Source organism: Cobetia sp. MM1IDA2H-1 (assembly GCF_002916775.2).
GTDB lineage: Bacteria > Pseudomonadota > Gammaproteobacteria > Pseudomonadales > Halomonadaceae > Cobetia > Cobetia marina.
In genome coordinates, this window is the sequence record NZ_CM133225.1 from 835,473 (window position 1) to 856,706 (window position 21,234).

The 21,234-nt window shown below is 63.0% G+C and carries 16 protein-coding genes; 15 read left to right on the forward strand and 1 reads right to left on the reverse strand.

Annotated elements, in window-relative coordinates:
* Positions 1-2: 2 nt before the first annotated feature.
* The 13 genes from BOH68_RS03595 (at position 3) to lpxC (ending at position 17,080) form a co-directional block, all read left to right on the forward strand.
* The gene (locus BOH68_RS03595) at positions 3-1,664 is read left to right on the forward strand and encodes a peptidoglycan D,D-transpeptidase FtsI family protein (RefSeq protein ID WP_077371671.1); all 1,662 of its coding nucleotides are present in this window, start codon (positions 3-5) and stop codon (positions 1,662-1,664) included.
* A gap of 205 nt (positions 1,665-1,869) precedes the next feature.
* Positions 1,870-3,384: a UDP-N-acetylmuramoyl-L-alanyl-D-glutamate--2,6-diaminopimelate ligase gene (locus BOH68_RS03600; protein ID WP_103751375.1), complete on the forward strand. Its 1,515-nt coding sequence runs from the start codon at positions 1,870-1,872 to the stop codon at positions 3,382-3,384.
* Entirely contained in the window at positions 3,381-4,820 is a 1,440-nt protein-coding gene (locus tag BOH68_RS03605; protein ID WP_077371677.1) for a UDP-N-acetylmuramoyl-tripeptide--D-alanyl-D-alanine ligase, read from the forward strand. The genes BOH68_RS03600 and BOH68_RS03605 overlap by 4 nt, the downstream gene beginning before the upstream one ends.
* A 9-nt stretch (positions 4,821-4,829) precedes the next feature.
* A complete protein-coding gene (gene mraY / locus BOH68_RS03610) occupies positions 4,830-5,912 on the forward strand; it encodes a phospho-N-acetylmuramoyl-pentapeptide-transferase (RefSeq protein WP_077371680.1) in 1,083 nt (360 codons plus the stop codon).
* A gap of 13 nt (positions 5,913-5,925) precedes the next feature.
* Positions 5,926-7,413, forward strand: a complete 1,488-nt coding sequence (gene murD / locus BOH68_RS03615) for a UDP-N-acetylmuramoyl-L-alanine--D-glutamate ligase (RefSeq protein WP_077371682.1) — start codon at positions 5,926-5,928, stop codon at positions 7,411-7,413.
* Complete coding sequence (gene ftsW, locus BOH68_RS03620; protein WP_077371685.1) at positions 7,406-8,623, forward strand: putative lipid II flippase FtsW; 1,218 nt, start codon at positions 7,406-7,408, stop codon at positions 8,621-8,623. The genes murD and ftsW overlap by 8 nt, the downstream gene beginning before the upstream one ends.
* Positions 8,624-8,718: 95 nt before the next feature.
* Positions 8,719-9,795: an undecaprenyldiphospho-muramoylpentapeptide beta-N-acetylglucosaminyltransferase gene (murG, locus tag BOH68_RS03625; protein WP_077373099.1), complete on the forward strand. Its 1,077-nt coding sequence runs from the start codon at positions 8,719-8,721 to the stop codon at positions 9,793-9,795.
* A gap of 22 nt (positions 9,796-9,817) precedes the next feature.
* Positions 9,818-11,230, forward strand: coding sequence for a UDP-N-acetylmuramate--L-alanine ligase (gene murC, locus BOH68_RS03630; protein ID WP_077371688.1), 1,413 nt, complete (start codon positions 9,818-9,820; stop codon positions 11,228-11,230).
* Positions 11,227-12,201, forward strand: a complete 975-nt coding sequence (locus BOH68_RS03635) for a D-alanine--D-alanine ligase (protein WP_258038146.1) — start codon at positions 11,227-11,229, stop codon at positions 12,199-12,201. Before murC ends, BOH68_RS03635 begins: the two co-directional genes overlap by 4 nt.
* 3 nt (positions 12,202-12,204) lie before the next feature.
* The gene (locus BOH68_RS03640; RefSeq protein WP_077371691.1) at positions 12,205-12,930 is read left to right on the forward strand and encodes a cell division protein FtsQ/DivIB; all 726 of its coding nucleotides are present in this window, start codon (positions 12,205-12,207) and stop codon (positions 12,928-12,930) included.
* Positions 12,931-13,219: 289 nt separating this feature from the next.
* Positions 13,220-14,500 carry a cell division protein FtsA gene (ftsA, locus tag BOH68_RS03645; RefSeq protein WP_077371694.1) on the forward strand — a complete coding sequence of 427 codons (1,281 nt, stop codon included), beginning with the start codon at positions 13,220-13,222 and terminating at the stop codon, positions 14,498-14,500.
* 40 nt (positions 14,501-14,540) lie between these two features.
* The gene (gene ftsZ, locus BOH68_RS03650; protein ID WP_077371697.1) at positions 14,541-15,710 is read left to right on the forward strand and encodes a cell division protein FtsZ; all 1,170 of its coding nucleotides are present in this window, start codon (positions 14,541-14,543) and stop codon (positions 15,708-15,710) included.
* 458 nt (positions 15,711-16,168) lie between these two features.
* Positions 16,169-17,080, forward strand: a complete 912-nt coding sequence (gene lpxC, locus BOH68_RS03655; protein WP_065392615.1) for a UDP-3-O-acyl-N-acetylglucosamine deacetylase — start codon at positions 16,169-16,171, stop codon at positions 17,078-17,080.
* Positions 17,081-17,283: 203 nt separating this feature from the next.
* Here the strand turns inward: lpxC and BOH68_RS03660 are convergent, their stop codons facing one another.
* Positions 17,284-17,766, reverse strand: coding sequence for a DUF721 domain-containing protein (locus tag BOH68_RS03660; RefSeq protein WP_077371700.1), 483 nt, complete (start codon positions 17,764-17,766; stop codon positions 17,284-17,286).
* A 62-nt stretch (positions 17,767-17,828) separates the two neighbouring features.
* On the opposite strand from BOH68_RS03660, the gene BOH68_RS03665 reads away from it, so the two are divergent.
* Positions 17,829-18,209, forward strand: coding sequence for a hypothetical protein (locus BOH68_RS03665; protein WP_139345413.1), 381 nt, complete (start codon positions 17,829-17,831; stop codon positions 18,207-18,209).
* 170 nt (positions 18,210-18,379) lie between these two features.
* A complete protein-coding gene (secA, locus tag BOH68_RS03670) occupies positions 18,380-21,142 on the forward strand; it encodes a preprotein translocase subunit SecA (RefSeq protein WP_077373104.1) in 2,763 nt (920 codons plus the stop codon).
* The last annotated feature ends 92 nt before the right edge of the window (positions 21,143-21,234 follow it).

Genomic DNA, 21,234 nt, shown 5'->3' on the forward strand with positions numbered 1-21,234 from the left:
CCATGGGGTCCGCCCGCTATCGCATCATGCTGGGTATCGTGTTCGCAGGGCTCCTGGCCCTGGTGGGGCGTATCGGCTATCTGCAGCTCTTCGATCAGCAGTTCCTTCAGGATCAAGGGGATGCGCGCACTCTGCGCGTCGACAGCATCAACGCGCACCGTGGCATGATCACCGATCGCAGTGGCGAGCCGCTGGCCATCTCGACGCCGGTCATCACGCTGTGGGCGGACCCGCGTCTGGTGCCGGATGATCCAGTGCGCCTGTCACTGCTGGCACGCGCGCTCGGCCAGCAGCCTGACGACCTGATCCGCCGTGTGCGCCAATATCGTGATGCCGGCAAGGGCTTCATGTACATCAAGCGTCAGATGACCCCTCCTCAGGCACAACCCGCCATCGACCTGGATGTTCCGGGTGTCCACCACAAGCAGGAATACAAGCGTTACTACCCCTCGGGCGAGGTCTCCGCGCAGCTGGTCGGCGTGACCAATGTCGATGACAAGGGTCAGGAGGGGCTTGAGCTTGCCTACAATTCCTACCTCTCCGGTACGCCGGGCAAGCGTCGCGTGCTCAAGGACCGCAAGGGGCGCCTGGTGCGTGACCTGCACCTGATCAGCGAAGCCAAGCCTGGTGGTGATTTGACCCTCTCCATCGATCTGCGTCTTCAGTACATGGCCTACCGTGAGCTGAAGGCCGCCGTGGCCGAGCACCGTGCCGACGGTGGCACCCTGGTGATGATGGACGCTCGCACGGGAGAAGTGCTGGCGATGGTCAATCAGAAGTCCTACAACCCCAACAATCGTGCGGGGCTTGACCCTGCCGGTCTGCGCAACCGTGCGATCACCGATGCCTTCGAGCCGGGCTCGGTCATGAAGCCTCTGGCGATGAGTGCAGGTCTGGCCTCCGGCAAGTATCAGCCGGACTCGGTGATCGACACCACGCCGGGTTACATGCGGGTCGACCGCTTCACGATTCGCGATTTCCGCAATTACGGCAAGCTCGACATGGCCGGCATTCTCTATCACTCCTCCAACATCGGCATGAGCCGCATGGCGCTGAGCCTCGAGGATGACGCGGTATGGAATCGCTATTACGAGCTGGGTCTGGGGCAGGCGCCGGGTACCGGCTTCCCGGGCGAGACGACGGGCGTTCTGCCGGCCCCGACCAACTGGTCGCGCAGCAAGCGGGCCTCCATGTCCTACGGGTATGGGATCAGTGTCTCGGCCTTGCAGCTGGCCAGCGCCTATACCGCGCTGGCCAATGATGGTCGCCGGCTGGCACCGTCGCTGCTCAAGGTGAATACCCCGCCGGTGGGGGATCAGATCATCTCGCCCGAGAATTCCCATGCCCTGCTCGGGATGATGGAGAAGATCGTCCAGCCCAATGGTCCCGCCAAGCGTGCCGTGGTCGAGGGCTACCGTATCGCGGGCAAGACGGGTACGGTGCGTAAGGTGACCTCCGGTGGCTATCAGAAGACGGCCTATCGCTCCTTGTTCGCCGGCATTGCGCCGGTGTCCGACCCGCGCATCGTGACCGTGGTGATGATCGAGAATCCCAAGGGCGAGGAATACTACGGGGGCCTAGTCGCGGCGCCGGTGTTCGGTCGCGTGGTCGGCAAGGCGCTGCGTCTTCTGGATGTGCCACCTGACAGCGCCGTCGGTGAGTGAGCGGTGACATCTGCCGCCATGCATGCCGGAGACGGCGCGTGACATCCATTTCTTTCGTGTAGCGAATACGTCCCAGCTTCAGCAACAAGGAAGGTCTTCCAGCATGACTTCATCGCAAGATCTGGCCGAGCAGGCCTCGGCAGAGCCGCTGGGCGAATTTCTGGCACGGCCACTGGCGACAGCCAGCGAGCTGCTTGGCGCGCTCATGGCGCTGTGGCCCGGCGTGTTCAGCGATAGTCGCCTGACCGCACTCGTGATGGCGCAAGACGACTGGCATCTGACGATCGACAGTCGCCACGTGACGACGGGGTCGCTGTTCATCGCGGTACCCGGTATCGGCAGCGATGGTCGCGATTACATTGCCTCCGCCCTCGAGAAGGGCGCGGCGCTGGTAGTGGCACAGCAGTCTTCCGAGGGGGAAGCCCCGCCTGAGTCTCACGCAGACGAGCGTGTCGTCTGGCTCGAGGGGCTCGGCGCGCAGCTCGGCGAGCTGGGACGACAGGCCTTTGGTGTGCCGGAGTCACTGACGCTGGTCGGCGTGACCGGCACCAACGGCAAGTCCTCCGTGACCCATTACATTGCCGAGTTTGCCGAGGCGCTCGGCATCCCCTCCGGCATGATCGGCACGCTGGGGATCGGCCGCCCTGGCGCGCTGGTCGCCGGCGAGCGCACCACGCCGGATGCACTCGCCGTCCAGGCGGCGCTCAAGGGCCTGAGCATGGCCGGTGCGGAACTGGTCGCGATGGAAGTCTCTTCCCATGCGCTGGACCAGGACCGTGTCAACGGCTGCCGCTTCACGGTGGCGGGCTATACCAATCTGTCGCGTGATCACCTGGATTACCACGGCAGCATGGCGGCATATGCCGCGGCCAAGGCCAAGCTCTTCAAGCGACCGGAACTCAAGCTTGCGGTGCTCAATGCCGATGATGCGCTGGCGCGTCTGATGCTGGCCGGCATGCAGCGCGGTGTGCGCGTGTTGGCGATGGGGCGTGACGAGGTGGCCACCCTGCGCGTGCTGGACGTCTTCCCTGAGCCGCTGGGGCAGGTGGCCGTGATCGCGACGCCTGACGGTGAGCGTGAGCTCGGCCTCAATCTGATGGGGCGCTTCAACCTCGACAATGCCTTGCTGGCGATGCTGATCCTGCATGGTCTCGGCCATTCGCTGGCGGACCTGTTCGCGGCGGCACCGCGTCTGACGCCGGTGCCGGGACGCATGCAGCGCCTGACCCGCGAGGGCGCGCCCGTGGTGGTGGTGGACTATGCCCACACCCCGGAGGCGGTCGAGACCGCGCTGACGGCACTGCGTGCCCATCTGCCGGCGCGTGATGATGCGCGCCTGTGGTGCGTGCTCGGCTGTGGCGGTGATCGCGATACCGGCAAGCGCCCGCTGATGGCGACGGCCGCCGAGCAGGGCGCCGATCGCGTCGTCATTACCGATGACAACCCGCGCAGTGAAGAGGCCGCTGTCATTCGTCAGCAGATGATGGATGGCATCCAGGCCCGGGAGCGCGCCCGGGAAATCGCCGGGCGCGCCGAGGCCATTGCCCAGGTCATCCGTGATGCAGGCGAACATGACGTGATTCTCATCGCCGGCAAGGGCCACGAGGATTACCAGGAAGTGGCGGGCGAGCGTCTGCTGTTCTCGGATGTCGCACATGCGGTGGCGGCGCTCGAGCGTCGTGCGCTCTCCACTCAGGAAGGTCTGGAGAGCGACGCATGAGTGCGTCAGTGCAGTCTCCTGGGCTGGAGTGCTTCGATGAGGTGGCTCAGCTGCTCTCGGCTCGGCTGCCTTCGGCGCTGGTCGGCCGGTCATTGGGGGCCATCGAGACGGATACCCGCAAGCTGTCCAGCCAGCGGTCGCCGCTTTTCGTGGCGCTGAAGGGCGAGCGTTTCGATGCCCATGACTTCCTGGCTCAGGCTCGTGACAATGGCGCGATCGCGGCGCTGGTCGAGCATCCGGTGGATGACCCGTTGCCGCAGATCGTGGTGCCTGACACGCGGCTCGCCTTCGGTCTGCTGGCGGCGGCACGTCGGCGAGCCTGGGGGCGGCCGTTGATCGCCGTGACCGGCAACAGCGGCAAGACCAGCGTCAAGGGACTGGTGCATGCCATCCTGGTGCGTGATGCCGCGCGCTTCGACGCCGAGAGCCTTGCCACACAGGGCAACCTCAACAATGACTATGGTCTGCCGATGACGCTGCTGCGCCTGAACGATGCGCATCAGCATGGCGTCGTCGAGCTGGGCGCCAATCATCTCGGTGAGATCGCCTGGACCACCGCGCTGGCACGGCCACAGGTGGCGGTCATCACCAATGTCACCGGTGCTCACGTCGGGGAATTCGGTGGCATGGGGCAGATCGCCCAGGCCAAGGGCGAGATTCTTGCCGGACTCAGTCCGCTGGGGGGGCGCCGTCCGGTGGCGGTACTCAATCGTGATGATGTCTATTTCACGCTCTGGCAGGCGCTGGCAGCGACGGGGCAGGCGGTGGATATCATCGACTTCAGCGTCGCGGACCTGGCGGAGAGTTCGGCACGCCTGCAGGCACGCAAGCTAGGCGCGGATGAGCTCGGGCGTTATGCTTTCGAACTGACGTTTGACGGCCACTCGCTGGGGCGGGTCCAGCTTGCCCTGCTGGGACGGCACAATGTCGCCAATGCGTTGGCGGCAGCCGCTGCCTGTCTGGCGCTGGGCGTGGACAGCCAGCTGGTCATCGAGGGGCTCGAGAGCGCCGAGAGCGTTCCGGGTCGCCTGGGGGTCGTGGAAGGACAAAATGGGGCTCGTCTGCTCGATGACAGCTACAACGCCAACCCTGGGGCCATGCTGGCCGCGCTGGAGCTGTTGGCGAGCCTTCCTGCTCCGCGCTGGTGCCTGATGGGCGCCATGGGCGAGCTGGGCGAGGACGCCGAGCGGCTGCACGCCGAGGTGGGCGCCTACGCCCGCAAGCTCGGTATCGATTTCGTTGCCACCTGTGGTGAAAAGGCCAGAGCGACTGCCGAGGCCTTCGGCGCAGGTGGCATGCATTTCAAGGAGCGGGCGGAGCTTGAAGCTTACGCCCGTACCCATCTACCCACCGGGGCCAGTGTTCTGGTCAAGGGGTCTCGTAGCGCAGGCATGGAACATGTCGTTGCCGCGCTCAAGGTCGACGCATCAAGGTGAATGTGAGTCATGCTGCTGCTGCTTGCTGAGTTTCTGGCCCAATTCAATGGCGCCTTTACGGTTTTCAATTATCTGACCCTGCGTGTGGTGCTGGCCACGCTGACGGCCTTGTTGCTGTGCCTGTGGCTCGGCCCCTGGGTCATCCGCAAGCTGGTGGATGGCCAGATCGGCCAGGCCGTGCGTGATGATGGCCCTCAATCCCACCTGTCCAAGGCCGGTACGCCGACCATGGGCGGCGTGATGATCCTGCTGTCGATGGCCGTCTCGACCCTGCTGTGGGGCGACCTGACCAATCTGTATGTCTGGGTGGTGCTGGCGGTCACATTGGGCTTCGGTGCGGTCGGCTGGGTGGATGACTACCGCAAGGTGGTGGAGAAGAATCCCCGTGGCCTGCCGGCGCGCTGGAAGTATTTCTGGCAGTCGGTGGTGGGCATCGGGGCGGCCGTGGTGCTGTACCTGACGGCTTCCACGCCTGCCGAGACAGCACTGCTGGTGCCGTTCTTCAAGGATGTCGTCATCCCGCTGGGCATCTTCTACATGGTGCTGACCTATTTCGTGATCGTCGGCAGCTCCAATGCCGTCAATCTGACCGATGGCCTCGATGGGCTGGCGATCATGCCGACCGTGCTGGTGGCCATGGGGCTTGCGATCTTCGCCTACGCCTCGGGCAACCTGAAGTTCGCGGAGTATCTGCACATTCCGTTCATTGCCGGTTCCGGCGAGCTGGCGGTGTTCTGTGCCACCATCGCGGGCGCCGGCCTGGGCTTTCTGTGGTTCAACACCTATCCCGCCCAGGTCTTCATGGGCGATGTGGGCGCCTTGGCTCTCGGTGCGGCACTGGGCGTGGTCGCGGTCATCGTGCGTCAGGAAATCGTGCTGTTCATCATGGGGGGCGTCTTCGTGATGGAGACCGTCTCGGTCATCCTGCAGGTCGGCTCCTACAAGCTGACCGGACGACGCATCTTCCGCATGGCGCCGCTGCATCACCACTTCGAACTCAAGGGCTGGCCGGAGCCGCGCGTCATCGTGCGCTTCTGGATCATCACCGTCGTGCTGGTGCTGCTTGGCCTGGCCACACTCAAGGTTCGCTGAGGACGCTTTCGCGATGACCCTCTCTGTCACCTCCCACGCACCGGCCTCGCCGGTGCCTGCCGAAGGACCGACCCTGGTGGTCGGTCTTGGTGTCTCCGGACAGGCGATCGCTCGCCATCTGAGTGATCGTGGCATCGATTTTGCCGTCGCCGATACCCGCAGTGCACCGCCGGGGCTCGAGAATCTGCGCGAGCATGCACCGCAGGCCGAGGTTCATCTCGGGCCGCTGGAAGCGCTGGATCTGTCACGCTTTGGTGAGGTGGTGCTCAGTCCGGGCATCGACCCGCGTCAGGCCGTGTTTGACCCGGTACGCGAGCGCCTGGTCGGCGAGATCGCGCTGTTCGTGCGGGCACTCGATGAACGCCAGGCCCGGGATGCGCAGGGCAGGCGGCCGACGCTGGTCGCCATCACCGGTTCGAACGCCAAGTCCACCGTCACCACGCTGGTGGCGAGGATGGCCGAGCGGGCAGGCCGTGACGTGGCGGTCGGTGGCAATCTGGGCACCGCCGCGCTGACGCTGCTGCGTGAGCAGCCCGATGCCGAACTGTATGTGTTGGAACTGTCATCCTTTCAGCTCGAGACCACGCCCGAACTCAAGGCAGATGTCGCCTGCTTCCTGAACCTCTCCGAAGACCATCTCGATCGCCATGACGGCATGCGCGGCTATCAGGCCGCCAAGCGTGCCATCTTCCGCGGGGCGGGCCTGGCGGTCATCAATGCCGACGATGCCTGGAGCTGGCCGGCCGAGGAGGATGCAGTGGCGCGCGCAAGCTTCAGCGTACGCCTGAATGAGGGCGACTCTGGTGATGACGGCGAGGAGTTGAGTGAAGGGGCTGAATGGCGTCTGGCGGAGCAGGACGGCACGCTCATGCTGTGTCACGTGGCATCCGAAGGCCTGCATGGCGTGATGCCTGCCGCGCAGGTGCGTCTGGCCGGGCGTCACAATCAGGCCAACGCGCTGGCGGCGCTGGCGATGGGCACGGCGATCGGTCTCGCGCAGGAGGCCATGGTGGCCGAGCTCGAGCACTTCGCGGGGCTGCCGCATCGCGGCGAGCTGATCGCTGACGTGGCAGGCGTGCGCTGGATCAACGATTCCAAGGGCACCAACGTCGGCGCGACGCTGGCGGCGATCGCCGGTCTCGGTCCGACACTCGATGGCAAGCTGATTCTGCTGGCCGGTGGCCAGGGCAAGGGCGCGGACTTCACGCCGTTGGCCGCGCCGCTGGCGCGCTTCGCGCGTGAGGCGGTGCTTTTCGGACAGGATGCAGAACGCCTGTCGCTGGCGCTGGAGGATAGCCTTCGCGTCAGCCGGGTCGCGACGCTGGCGGAAGGCATGGCGCATGCTCAGCGAGTCGCTCGGCCGGGAGATTGCGTGCTGCTGTCACCTGCCTGCGCCAGTCTCGATCAGTTCCCCAATTACATGGTGCGCGGCGATGCGTTTCGAGACTGGGTGTCGGAGCATGTGATGGACGCGGGCAACGAGGGCGAAGCGGATGGGTGACAAGGCCAGTCGAGTGCGTCAGGCGATGAGTACCGAGCAGCAGCCAGTGGATGGCTGGCTGGTCTTCGCGGCATTGGCGATTCTGTGTATCGGCTGGGTGATGGTCACCTCGGCTTCCAGCGAGATCTCCAGCGAGCGCTTTGACGGCAACGCCTTCTACTACAGCATGCGTCACGGCATCTTCATTCTGATCGGGCTGGTGGCGGCCTATTGCACGCTGCGCATACCGATGTCGGCCTGGCAGCAACGCAGTTTCGCGATGCTGATGCTGGGGTTCGTGTTGCTGGTGGTCGTGCTGGTGGTCGGGCGTGAGATCAACGGCGCCAAGCGCTGGATTCCCTTGCCGGTGATCGGCGGGGTGCAGGCCTCCGAGGTCGCCAAGTTGTGCCTGATGATGTGGCTGGCGGGGTATCTGGATCGGCGTCTCGACAAGGTGCGCGCCAGTGTCGTCAATGGTCTCGTGCTGCCCTGCATGCCCTTGATGCTGATGATTCTCTTGCTGGCACTGGAGCCTGACTTCGGGTCCATCGTGGTGATGGGCGGTGCGGTGATGGGCATGCTGCTGCTGGCGGGGGTCGCCTGGTGGGGCTTCATCGTCCTGCTGGCAGCGGCCATCGGCGGCGGTTGGTCGCTGGCGATCGCCGAACCCTATCGCTGGGAGCGCCTGACCACCTATACCGACCCGTGGGCGAACATGTACGACAGCGGCTATCAGCTGACCCAGGCCCTGATCGCCTTCGGGCGAGGACACCTGAGCGGCATGGGACTGGGCAACAGCGTGCAGAAACTCTTCTATCTGCCCGAAGCGCATACCGATTTCGTGTTCGCGGTATTGGCCGAGGAACTGGGATTGATCGGTGCCACGGCGGTCGTCGGGCTGTTCGCGCTCCTGATCTATCGGGCCTTCAAGATCGCCCGACGTGCCGAGCTTGCCGGCTTGCCGTTCAGCGCCTACCTCGGCTACGGTATCGCCCTCGTGCTGGGGGCCCAGGCCTTCATCAACATCGGGGTCGCCAGTGGATTGCTGCCGACGAAGGGGCTGACGCTGCCGCTGATGAGCTATGGGGGCTCCAGCTTGATCGTCAGCTGCATACAGATCGCCATTCTGATGCGAATCGATACGGAAGTTCGTCTGCTGACGCGCGGCAAGAGTCCCGCGCGGCGCAAGACCGGCAAGTCGCCCGAGACCACGCAAGGAGCCAAGGCATGACGTCATCTTCTTCTGCAGTGCCTGCGGCTGATGCCTCGCGCCCCGAGACCTCTGACGCCCCTGCTGACACGCCCTCTGCCGGCATCGTGCTGATGATGGCAGGAGGGACGGGGGGGCATGTGATACCGGCGTTGTCGCTGGCGCGTGCTCTCGCCAGCCAGGGTCATGAAATCCACTGGCTGGGCAGTCCGCGTGGCATCGAGAACCGACTGGTTCCGGAGGCGGGGTATCCGCTGCATCGAGTGGAAGTGGCTGGGCTGCGTGGCAAGGGGCTTGCCGGCTATGCGGCGATCCCGTTTCGCCTGACCCGCGCCGTTCTGCAGGCGCGACGCATCATCCGTGAACTCAAGCCGGTGCTGGTCGTCGGGCTGGGAGGCTTTGCCAGCGGTCCTGGCGGACTGGCGGCACGCCTGGAGGGCATTCCGCTGGTGATCCATGAGCAGAATGCCATCGCCGGACTGACCAACAAGGTGTTGGCCCGGATGGCAACGCGGGTCTACGCCGCCTTTCCCGGCGCCTTCCCTGCCGCCATCGCTGCGCAGGTGGTGGGCAATCCGGTGCGCGACGAGATCGCCGCCGTCGGTCAGACGGCAGACACCGAGAGCGCTTCCCGGGAGCAGGCCATGCGCGCGCGACCGCTTCACCTGCTGGTGATGGGGGGCTCACTGGGTGCCCAGGCACTCAACGAGCAGCTGGCGCCGGCGCTGGCACTGTTGCCGGAGTCCTCGCGCCCCCTGGTGCGCCATCAGGCCGGGCGTGACAAAGAGGAGGCGACCGTTGCCGCCTATCAGGCCGCCAGTGTCACGGCCGAGGTCAGCGAGTTCATCACCGATATGGCCGAGGCCTATGCTTGGGCGGATCTGGTGGTGTGTCGCTCGGGTGCCTTGACGGTCGCTGAGCTTGCCGCCGCCGGACGACCCGCCATCTTCGTGCCGTTCCCGCATGCCGTGGATGATCACCAAACCGTCAATGCGGCGGTGATGGTCACGGCCGACGCGGCGCGTCTGATTCCCCAGAATACGCTGAATGCCCAGCGTCTCGCCGAGACGCTGGGGGAATTGCTGGATCCCAAGATACTCACTGGCATGGCCGCTCGCGCCCGCGAAAGTGCGGAACTCGACGCGGTAGCGACCATGCTGGCAGGCTGCATGGAGACTCGCCTTGAACGCTAGGAATTCTGATCGTGGTGTCGGCATGCGCCGCATCCGTCGCATCCACTTCGTCGGCATCGGCGGCGTGGGTATGTGTGGTATCGCTGAAGTACTGAGCAACATGGGGTATGAGGTCAGCGGCAGTGACCTCAAGGAGTCCACCGTGACGGCGCACCTGCGGGATTGTGGTGTGCGCGTGGCGATCGGTCATGCGGCTGTCAACGCGGAAGGCAGCGATGTGGTGGTGGTCTCGACGGCAGTGGATACCAGCAACCCGGAAGTGGCCTGGGCGCGTGACCATCGGGTGCCGGTGGTACGTCGTGCCGAGATGCTGGCGGAGCTGATGCGATTCCGTCAGGGGATCGCGATTGCCGGCACGCATGGCAAGACCACCACGACCAGCCTGACGGCCACGCTGCTCGCGGAGGGCGGCATGGACCCGACCTTCGTCATCGGTGGCAAGTTGACCAGCGCCGGCACGAATGCACGCCTGGGGGAAGGGGAATACCTCGTGGCCGAGGCGGATGAGTCCGACGCCTCCTTCCTGCACCTGCAGCCGCTGATCTCGGTGGTCACCAACATCGATGCCGACCACATGGCGACCTATGAGGGTGACTTCAATCGCCTCAAGGACACCTTCATCGAGTTCCTGCACAACCTGCCGTTCTACGGCCTGGCGGTGCTGTGTCTCGATGACGCCAATGTCCGCGAGCTGCTGCCGCGCGTGCAGCGCCAGTTCGTGACCTATGGCTTCAGCGAGGATGCCGATTATCGCATCAGCGACTTCCGCCAGGGCGGCGGTCAGCTGAGCTTCACTGCGCTGCGTCCGGAGGGGCATGCGCCACTGGAGATCACGCTGGCCATGCCGGGTGAGCACAACGCGCTCAACGCTCTGGCGGCCATCGCGATCGCCACCGATGTCGGCGTGAGCGATGACGCGATAGCGCGTGCGCTGGCCAGCTTCGCCGGTGTGGGTCGTCGCTTCCAGGTGCATGGTGAATTCGCGGCACCCAATGGCGAGCAGAGCGTGATGCTGGTCGATGACTATGGCCATCACCCGCGAGAAGTGGAAATGGTGATCCGTGCCGTGCGTGCCGGCTGGCCGGAGCGTCGGTTGGTGATGGCCTACCAGCCTCACCGTTACTCGCGCACCCATGATCTCTACGAGGATTTCGTACGAGTGCTGTCCCAGGTCGATACCCTGCTGCTGCTGGATGTCTACAGCGCAGGAGAGGCGATGATTCCGGGGGCTGACGGCCGCTCTCTGGCCGGCTCGATCCGTCAGCGTGGGCAGGTGGATCCGTTGTTCGTCGAGCACAAGCGTGCGTTGCCGAGTCTGCTCAACAATGTGCTGCGCCCGGGCGATATTCTGATCACCCAGGGGGCGGGTGATGTCGGTGGCATCGCCCTGTCACTGGCCGGTGCGGATCTCAAGCTTTCCGAGGTGGCGCTATGACCGCGGTGAAGCCGGAAATGGCGACACGCTATGGTCGCGTCGTGGTGCTGTTCGGTGGAGTGAGTGCCGAGCGTGAGGTATCGCTGAAGAGTGGTGCGGCGGTGCTCGCGGCCCTGGAAGGGGCCGGCCTCGATGTGCAGGGGTACGACATGGCCCATGGCCTGGCCGGTCTGGAGGCGCTGCGCGCAGACCGCGTCTTCATCGCCATGCATGGACGTGGTGGCGAGGATGGCACTCTGCAGGGGGCGCTTGAGCTTCTAGGCATTCCCTATACGGGGAGTGGCGTGCTGGCCTCCGCGCTGGGGATGGACAAGCTGCGCACCAAGAAGCTCTGGGATGTCGAAGGCTTGCCGACGCCACGCTCCTGTCGCCTGGCGGCGGACACTGACTGGCAGAATGTGCTCGAGACGCTCGGTACGCCGGTAGTGGTCAAGCCGGTGCACGAAGGCTCGACGCTGGGCATCCATATCGTCGAGGAGGCTGGCGCTCTCAAGGCCGCCTGGCAGGATGCCTGTCGTTTCGATGGTGTCGTCATGGCCGAGCAGTTCATCAAGGGGCCGGAATATACGGTCTCGGTGCTGGACGGCGAGGTGTTGCCGGCCATTCGCATCGAAGCGGACAGCGGTTTCTACGATTACGATGCCAAGTACCTGACCGATACCACTCGCTACCTGCTGCCCTGCGGTCTGGAGGCTGCGCGCGAAGCCGAACTGGCGACTCTCTCGCTCAAGGCATTCAACGTGCTGGGCTGCGAGGGCTGGGGTCGTGTCGATGTGATGGAAGATGCGGACGGCGCCTTCTGGCTGCTGGAAGTCAACACCTCGCCGGGCATGACCGATCACAGCCTCGTGCCACAGGCAGCCGCGCATGTGGGGCTGGATTTCACGGTGCTGGTACTGCGGATTCTCGACACGACGCTGACCGAGCGTCATGACGTCGCCGCGTCCGCCTGCCCACAGAGCGAACACTGACCCATGGCGGCGCGTAGCTCTGCAGGTGCACTGTTCGGCCTGGTGCTGGGAGCGGCACTGATGGTGGCGGGTGGCCAGGCATTGTGGACCTGGCTGGACCGCCCCATCGAGCGAGTCACCATCAAGGGTGACTTCGAACACGTGAGCGCCGCCTATCTCCAGCGCCATATCGCGCCGTTGATTCGCGGACAAAGCTGGCTCTCTGTCCCGCTGGGGGAAGTTCGGCGTCGCGCTCTGGCGATCGACTGGCTGAGTGAGGTGAGCATTTCGCGTCGCTGGCCGGATACACTCGAATTCGAGCTGTTCGAGCAGCAGCCGGTGGCCTACTGGAATGACGGTGAGTTGATCAACGTGAGAGGCGAGGCCTTCAAGGCAGCCCCTGTCACCCAGCTGGGAAATCTGCCGAATCTGGCAGGCCCCAAGGGTAGCGGTTCCGAGGTGCTGGCCGAGCTGGACGCGCTGCAAAGCCAGTTGGGCGGTCTGGGGCTCAATGTCTCCCAGTTGCGTCTCGAGCCACGTGGCGCCTGGCGTTTTCAGGTCAATGACAGCGTCTGGGTCATGCTGGGTCGCAATGACAGGGAGGCCCGTCTGGCTCGCTTCATGGCAGCCTGGCAGCGTCAATTGGGTGGTCAGGCGTCGCAGATTCGCTACATTGACCTCCGCTATCCCAACGGCGTAGCCGTGGCGTGGCATGGCGAGACGACAGCACTGGAAGAAAGCAACGGTTGAGGGAGAATCGGCGACACTTCAGAACGAAGGTCTTGAGGCGCTGATATTAGTGAAATGGAGTTATCTCCAGTTTCATTTCGGGACAATCCCGCCTATTCTAGCGGGGATTTGCGCCTCCTGGTATTTTCAGGCTGGTGTGCCGTTAGTGGTGACTTCTATACTATGAAGGCAAATTCATCTTCGGGTTAAACGGAGCGTTAACCTGACTGGGTGGTTTCTGGCATTCTCGCCGCCGCCGATCGCGCTATTTTTTTCATGACGAACCAGAATCAAGGAGCTGGCCCGACCTATGGCAGGACATTCCAAATCACAGGATATGGTGGTCGGGCTGGACATCGGAACCTCCAAGGTGGTCGCGATCGTGGGGCAACCGACCGACGATGGTGGCATCGAAATTGCGGGTATCGGCTCACATCCTTCACGCGGCATGAAGAAGGGTGTCGTCATCAATATCGAGTCGACCGTGCAATCGATCCAGCGCGCGGTGGAGGAAGCTGAATTGATGGCGGGCTGCGATATCCACTCGGTATACGTGGGGATTGCCGGCAGTCATATCAGCTCGATGAACTCCGATGGTGTGGTCGCGATCAAGGATCGTGAAGTGACACCGTCCGATATCGAACGAGTCATCGATTCGGCGCGTGCACGGGCAATCTCCGAGGGGCAGCGGATTCTTCATGTGCTGCCGCAGGAATATGCCATTGATCGTCAGGAAGGTATTCGTGAACCGCTCGGGATGTCCGGTGTGCGCCTTGAAGCGCGGGTGCATCTGGTCACGGCGGCGTTGAATGCCGTACAGAATATCGAGAAATGCGTTCGTCGTTGTGGTCTTGAAGTCGACGATATCATTCTCGAACAGCTCGCCTCGAGTCATGCGGTATTGACCGAGGATGAGCGCGAGCTGGGAGTCTGCATGGTGGATATCGGTGGCGGGACGACCGACATCGCGGTGTTCACCGAAGGTGCCATTCGTCATACGGCCGTGATTCCCATCGCGGGAGATCAGGTAACGAATGATATCGCGATGGCACTCCGTACGCCGACCCAGTACGCTGAAGAAATAAAGGTCAAGTATGCCTGTGCTCTGACACAGCTGGCGTCCAGCGACGAGACGATCAAGGTGCCCAGTGTCGGTGATCGACCGGCCCGTGATCTGTCCCGCCAGGCGTTGGCGGAAGTGGTCGAGCCCAGGTATGAGGAACTCTTCACCCTGGTCCGCGATGAGCTGCGTCGCAGTGGTTATGAAGATCTCGTGGCAGCGGGTGTGGTACTGACGGGCGGTACATCACGCATGGAAGGTGTGGTGGAACTGGCGGAGGAGATCTTCCACATGCCGGTTCGCATTGCCTGCCCGCAGAATGTGCGTGGACTGGCAGATGTGGTCCGTAATCCGATTTATTCCACGGGTGTGGGTTTGCTACATTACGGGATGAAACAGGAGCGGCATACGCCATCCTCGACTGCGGTCGCGGTGCGCAGGGAGGAATCTGCCGCACGACGCGTTCACGGCCATGAGCACGACACCTCCACGCTGGAGCGGATCAAGGGCTGGTTCAAGGGAAATTTCTGACAGGGATTACAGAAAGACTGTGATCCAGGAGACAGGGCATATGTTCGAACTGGTAGATAACGCACCCTCCAGCAGCGCGGTCATCAAGGTGATCGGTGTTGGTGGCGGCGGTGGTAACGCCGTCAATCACATGGTCGAGAGCAATATCGAAGGCGTCGAATTCATCTGCGCCAATACCGATGCTCAAGCGCTCAAGCGCGTGGCCGCCAAGACAGTCCTTCAGCTCGGCAGCGAGATCACCAAGGGTCTCGGCGCTGGCGCCAACCCGGAAGTGGGTCGTCAGGCGGCGATGGAAGATCGCGAGCGTATCGTCGAGCTGCTGCAAGGCGCCGACATGGTCTTCATCACCGCAGGCATGGGGGGTGGTACCGGTACCGGGGGCGCTCCTGTCGTGGCACAGGTAGCCAAGGAACTGGGCATCCTGACGGTCGCGGTCGTGACGCGTCCCTTCCCGTTCGAGGGGCCGCGTCGTCAGAAGGCGGCCGAGCAGGGCATGAAGGAGCTGTCCGAGCATGTCGATTCCCTGATCACCATCCCCAACGAGAAGCTGCTCTCGGTCCTCGGCAAGAGCGCCAGCCTGCTGAGTGCCTTCAGTGCGGCCAACGATGTACTGCTGGGCGCTGTCCAGGGCATCGCTGAGCTGATCACCAGCCCGGGCATCATCAACGTCGACTTTGCCGACGTGCGCACCGTCATGTCCGAGATGGGCATGGCCATGATGGGAACCGGTGATGCCGTCGGTGAGAACCGCGCTCGCGAGGCGGCCGAGAAGGCCATTCGCAGCCCGCTGCTTGAGGATATCGATCTTCACGGCGCGCGCGGCATCCTGGTCAACATCACGGCAGGCCCGGACCTCTCCATCGGTGAGTTCAACGATGTCGGTGCCACCGTGCAGGAGTTCGCTTCTCCGGACGCGACCATCGTGGTGGGTACCTCCATCGACATGGACATGAGCGACGAGCTGCGTGTCACCGTCGTGGCGGCGGGTCTCGATGGCCGTGTCGAGAAGCCGGCTGCGCGTGAAACCGCACCGGCCAAGCGCACGGTGGAGAAGCCGGCTGATTATCGCAGCCTCCAGACGCCGACGGTCACCCGTCAGGCCAAGGAAGAGCAGCAGCAGGCCGCAGCCAAGAAGCCAGAACCGCGCAAGAATCGTGACATGGATGACTATCTCGACATTCCTGCCTTCCTGCGCCGTCAGGCGGATTGAAAGGTAAGCGCACGTCGACAGGGTGTCCATGACATCTTCTGGTGACAGCGCGGTCAGATAGAGGCGCTTTGCCTTTCTTCACCCACCCGGGGCGACCCGGGTGGGTGAAGTCGTTCTGGGAGGCGCGAAAAGGCATTGCAGGCGATTCAGATGGATGGCATGACAGGCAGGCTGAAGAGGAAAGGCATGCATCCGCCACGGCGGTTGCCTGCGTAAGAGAGTGAGGAACCTGGCAGTTCTTGCACATTGATTATCGATTGATGTCGCTGAGAGTGAGAACTGTTTTGGGTTTGCGCGTTCATAGTCAACATGGCTCCAGTCAGCGTCTTGAAGGGTTGAATGGTGCCCCCGTGGCAATGTTGAATTTCCCTATCAGCGGTAGGTGACAATTTGTTGAATACCTGCTTTGCTGTTATCATGAACACTGTTTCCAAATTCAGGCTGACTGGCTATCTCCTATGATTCGACAAAAAACGCTTCAGAATACGATCCGCGCAACAGGCGTTGGTCTGCACTCCGGTGACAAGGTCTATCTGACCCTGCGCCCGGCTCCGGTCAACACGGGAATCGTCTTCGTGCGTACCGACCTCGAGCCGCATGCACACATCCGTGCCGATGCCACGGGGGTGCGTGACACCACCATGTGTACTGCCGTTTCCAACGGTCAGGACAAGGTGATGACTGTCGAGCACCTGATGTCCGCCTTCGCCGGTCTCGGGATCGACAACTGCTTCGTCGAGCTCTCCGCGCAGGAAGTGCCGATCATGGACGGCAGCGCCGGTCCGTTCGTCTTCCTTATCCAGTCCGCTGGTATCCAGGAGCAGTCCGCGCTCAAGAAGTTCATCCGCATCAAGCGCGAGATCGAAGTGCGTGATGGCGACAAGGTCGCGACCTTCCTGCCGCACAACGGCTTCAAGGTGTCCTTCACCATCGACTTCGATCACCCGGTGTTCGAGCAGCAGAAGCAGACCACCACGGTCGACTTTTCCACGACCTCCTTCGTCAAGGAAGTGTCTCGCGCTCGTACTTTCGGTTTCATGCGTGATCTTGAATTCCTGCGCTCCCAGAACCTCGCGCTGGGCGGCAGCCTCGACAACGCCATCGTGGTGGATGATTACCGCATCCTCAACGACGAAGGTCTGCGTTATGACGATGAGTTCGTCAAGCACAAGGTGCTGGATGCCATCGGCGACCTGTATCAGCTGGGCCACAGCCTGATCGGGGAATTCCGTGGCTACAAGTCAGGCCACGGCCTGAACAACCTGCTGTGCCGTGCCCTGCTCGAGAATGCAGACAGCTACGAGATCGTGACCTTCGACAATGCCGAAGCGATGCCGATTTCCTACGCCTCCCCGGCACTTGCCGTCTGATCACGAGATGGTGACAAGCACGACCTGAAGAAAGTTGACTGTGACCTAGCCCGTCCAGCCTGATGTCAGACTTCGGTCCTTGCCAGCCGAAGCATGGAAACGATCACAAGCGCGCCGCCCTCATGGGCGGCGCGCTTGTTTGTCTTCAGGAAATAGCGCCGGCGCGACGGTCGCCCGCAAGAGAGAGGGATGTCGCACCACCATCAATCGTCGCCAGACGGGGTGTCCTGCAGATCGTCAGCATGTGCTGCCAGACGCTCAAGCGAGCGGCGCAGGTGTTCATCCCGGGTGTGGGAGGCACAGTCCAACAGATGCTCCGCTGCCGCAGCAGGGAGATGCCTGGGCTGTTGAGCCGGTACGAAGACAGGACGAACGGGGCGGACCTTGAAGTTGAGGCGCGTGAGTGCGGCAAGCTCGGGGATCTCGCGCAGGACGCTGATCAGCCTGCGCTGCTCATAACGTAGCCAGGTCAGCCAGGAGGCACGATTGGTGATCAGTGTCAGGGTTCCTTCGTGATAGCCCCCGACGAAGACCTGCTCCTGCATGTCCGTGGGCAGGGCCTCACGCAGATGCCACTGGGCCTGCTCCAGCATTCGCGCCTGGCGCATGACGTTGCCAAGCTGGCCCTTGCCGTTCAAGAGGCGCGCCGCGGGCTGGGCGCGGAAACGCTTAGCCTTTATACTCATGGGCTTGCATGCCGGTTCAGTGGTTTCCGGCAATCTATCATGAGCAGGAGTCCGGCAACAGCATGAGCCATGACGTCGCCATAGCACGCTCGAGACCGTTGCCGGCTTCCGGTAGCGGCAGCGCGCGTCGCTGGTCGGTGCGCACGGCACCGCGCTGGCTGCTGGCCGGCCTGCTGATCAGCTGTCTGTTCCCCGCTGGCTTGAGCGCCGCGCAGGTCGAGCGCGTCAATCTGACCCTGGCCAGCATCCAATTGCTGGCGCCGGGCGTGATTCGCGCCGAGAGCCGCCGTCAGAGCCTGCGTTCACTGCGCCGACTCATCCGTCCCGGTGCTCAGAGAAGTCCCAATCTTTCGCGTCAACGACGCTTTGTCTCCTGTGCTCGCGTACTGCTGCGCGGATTGGCGAATGCCATGTCCCCGCGCGCACCACCTCTGGTGTCCTGAGAGAATCTGTCCGTCACCTGGCCCTCGGCGCCGGTGATGGTGATGTCGTTTCCTTTTCGCGTGTGCCGTTTGCCAGTTGCCATCTGCGGGATGCTTCTGGCGCGTGAAGCGCACGCGTATATCTCAAGATTCTAGAAGGCGTGCCCACCGGGCACGGACAGGGATAGATGATGCTGGGTAAATTTCTGACCAAGGTAGTGGGCTCCAAGAACGACCGTGAGGTGAAGCGACTGCGCAAGCGGGTCAATGCCGTCAATGCCCTCGAGGAAAGTCTCGAATCACTGTCGGATGAGGCGCTGACGGGCAAGACGGCTGAATTCCGTGAGCGCCTTGCGCAAGGCGAGAACCTCGACAAGCTGTTGCCGGAGGCCTTCGCCACCGTGCGTGAGGCCAGCAAGCGCATCATGGGCATGCGTCACTTCGATACCCAGATGGTAGGCGGCATCGCGCTGCATGAAGGGCGCATCGCCGAGATGAAGACAGGCGAAGGCAAGACGCTGGTGGGGACACTCGCCGTTTACCTGAATGCCCTGGCTGGTGAAGGCGTTCACGTGGTGACGGTCAATGATTACCTGGCCACGCGTGATGCCAACTGGATGCGTCCGCTGTATGAATTCCTCGGGCTGAGCGTGGGCGTCATCTTCTCCGGCCAGAACAACGAGGACAAGCGTGCCGCCTACCAGGCCGACATCACCTACGGCACCAACAATGAATACGGTTTCGATTACCTGCGCGACAACATGGCATTCGCGCTGGAAGACAAGGTCCAGCGCAAGCTGCACTACGCCATCATCGATGAGGTCGACTCCATCCTGATCGATGAGGCGCGCACGCCGCTGATCATTTCCGGTCCGGTGGAGGAGAATACCGACCTCTACAAGATCATCGATCGCATGGCGCGTGAGCTCGTGCAATGCACCGACGAAGAAGACCCGGAGAGTGGCGATTTCACTCTCGATGAGAAGCAGAAGCAGGTCGAGCTGACCGAGCAGGGCCATCAGAAGGTCGAGTCACTGCTGCGTGCCCAGGAATTGCTCGGCGAGGAAGACTCTCTTTACGCCGCCCAGAACCTGAGTCTGCTGCATCATGTGCACTCCGCGCTGCGTGCCCAGAATCTGTTCGTGCGGGACGTCGACTACATCGTCCACAACGGCGAGGTGGTGATCGTCGACGAGCATACCGGCCGCACCATGGTAGGTCGTCGTTGGTCCGAGGGTCTGCATCAGGCCGTCGAGGCCAAGGAAGGAGTGGCGATCCAGAAGGAAAGCCAGACGCTGGCCTCGACCACCTTCCAGAACTACTTCCGTCTCTACGAGAAGCTGGCCGGCATGACCGGTACCGCCGATACCGAGGCCTTCGAATTCCGTCAGATCTACAACCTCGACGTGATGGTGATCCCCACCAACAAGCCCATCGCGCGCAAGGACATGAATGATCTGGTCTATCTGACCGCGGAAGAGAAGTTCAACGCCATCATCGAGGATGCCCGCGAGAAGGTCGCCGAAGGCCGTCCGGTGCTGGTCGGTACGGCGTCAGTCGAGACCTCCGAACTGCTGTCCCAGATGATGCACAAGGCTGGCGTGAAGCATCACGTCCTGAATGCCAAGCAACACGTCAGTGAGGCTGCCATCATCGCCCAGGCGGGTCGTCCGGGCGCGGTGACCATCGCGACCAACATGGCCGGTCGTGGTACCGACATCATGCTGGGCGGCAACTGGGAAGCCGAGCTTGCCGAGCTGGAAGCGCCGACCGAAGAGCAGATCAACGAGATCAAGCATGGCTGGCAGGAGCGTCACGAAGCCGTGCTGGCGGCGGGCGGTCTGCACGTGATCGGCTCCGAGCGTCACGAATCCCGTCGTATCGACAACCAGCTGCGCGGTCGTGCCGGTCGCCAGGGTGACCCGGGCTCCACGCGCTTCTTCCTGTCGCTGGAAGACAGCCTGATGCGCCTGTTCGGCTCCGATCGCGTTCAGCGCCTCATGGGCGCGCTGGGGCTCGAGAAGGGCGAAGCGATCGAGCACAAGATGGTCTCCAATGCCGTCGAGCGCGCGCAGAAGAAGGTTGAGGGTCGAAACTTCGACGTGCGCAAGCAGCTGCTTGAGTACGATGATGTCGCCAACGATCAGCGCAGCGTGATCTACGAGCAGCGCAACGACATTCTGGAAGCCGACGAGATCGCCGAGAACATCGCCGGCATCCGCCGTGAAATGCTGGACGATGCCATCTCCATGCGCGTGCCGCCGCAGAGCCTGCCGGAGCAGTGGGATCTTCCGGGGCTCGAGAATGACCTCAAGACGGACTTCAACCTCGACCTGCCGCTCGTGCAATGGGCGGAAGAGGATGAGCACTTCCATGAAGAGACTCTGCGCGAACGACTGCAGACGGCACACGAGGAACTCTATGCCGGCAAGGTAGAGGCTGTCGGTCCCGAGCTGATGCGCCGCTTCGAGAAGCAGGTCATGCTGCAGGTGCTCGATACGCGTTGGAAAGAGCATCTGCAGGCGATGGACAACCTGCGGCGCGGTATCCACCTGCGTGGCTACGCTCAGAAGAATCCCAAGCAGGAATACAAGCGCGAGGCGTTCGAACAGTTCCAGTCATTGCTGGTCAACATCAAGGCTGACGTGGTGCGCATTCTGAGTCACGTCCAGGTACGTCGTCAGGAAGAGATCGACACGCTGGAAGAGGAGCGGCGTGCCAATCTCGAGCGCGAGCAGGCCAGTGCCGAGACGCGTCGCGTGGAAGATGACACCGTCAGCGATGAGAGCGTTCAGGCTGCCGAGGAGATCGTCGAGGCACAGTACGGTGCGGCACCGCAGGCGCAGGGCGACAATGAGCCGATGCGCCGTGATGTCCCCAAGGTTGGCCGCAATGATCCGTGCCCCTGCGGTTCCGGCAAGAAGTACAAGCAGTGCCATGGCAAGCTGAGCTGAGATTTTCAGCGTTGAGCATAGCTTTTCAGTACTGAGTATCGAATGCATCGCGGAGCAGCACCGTCTGTCCCGCGATGCCGTGTAGTGACAGG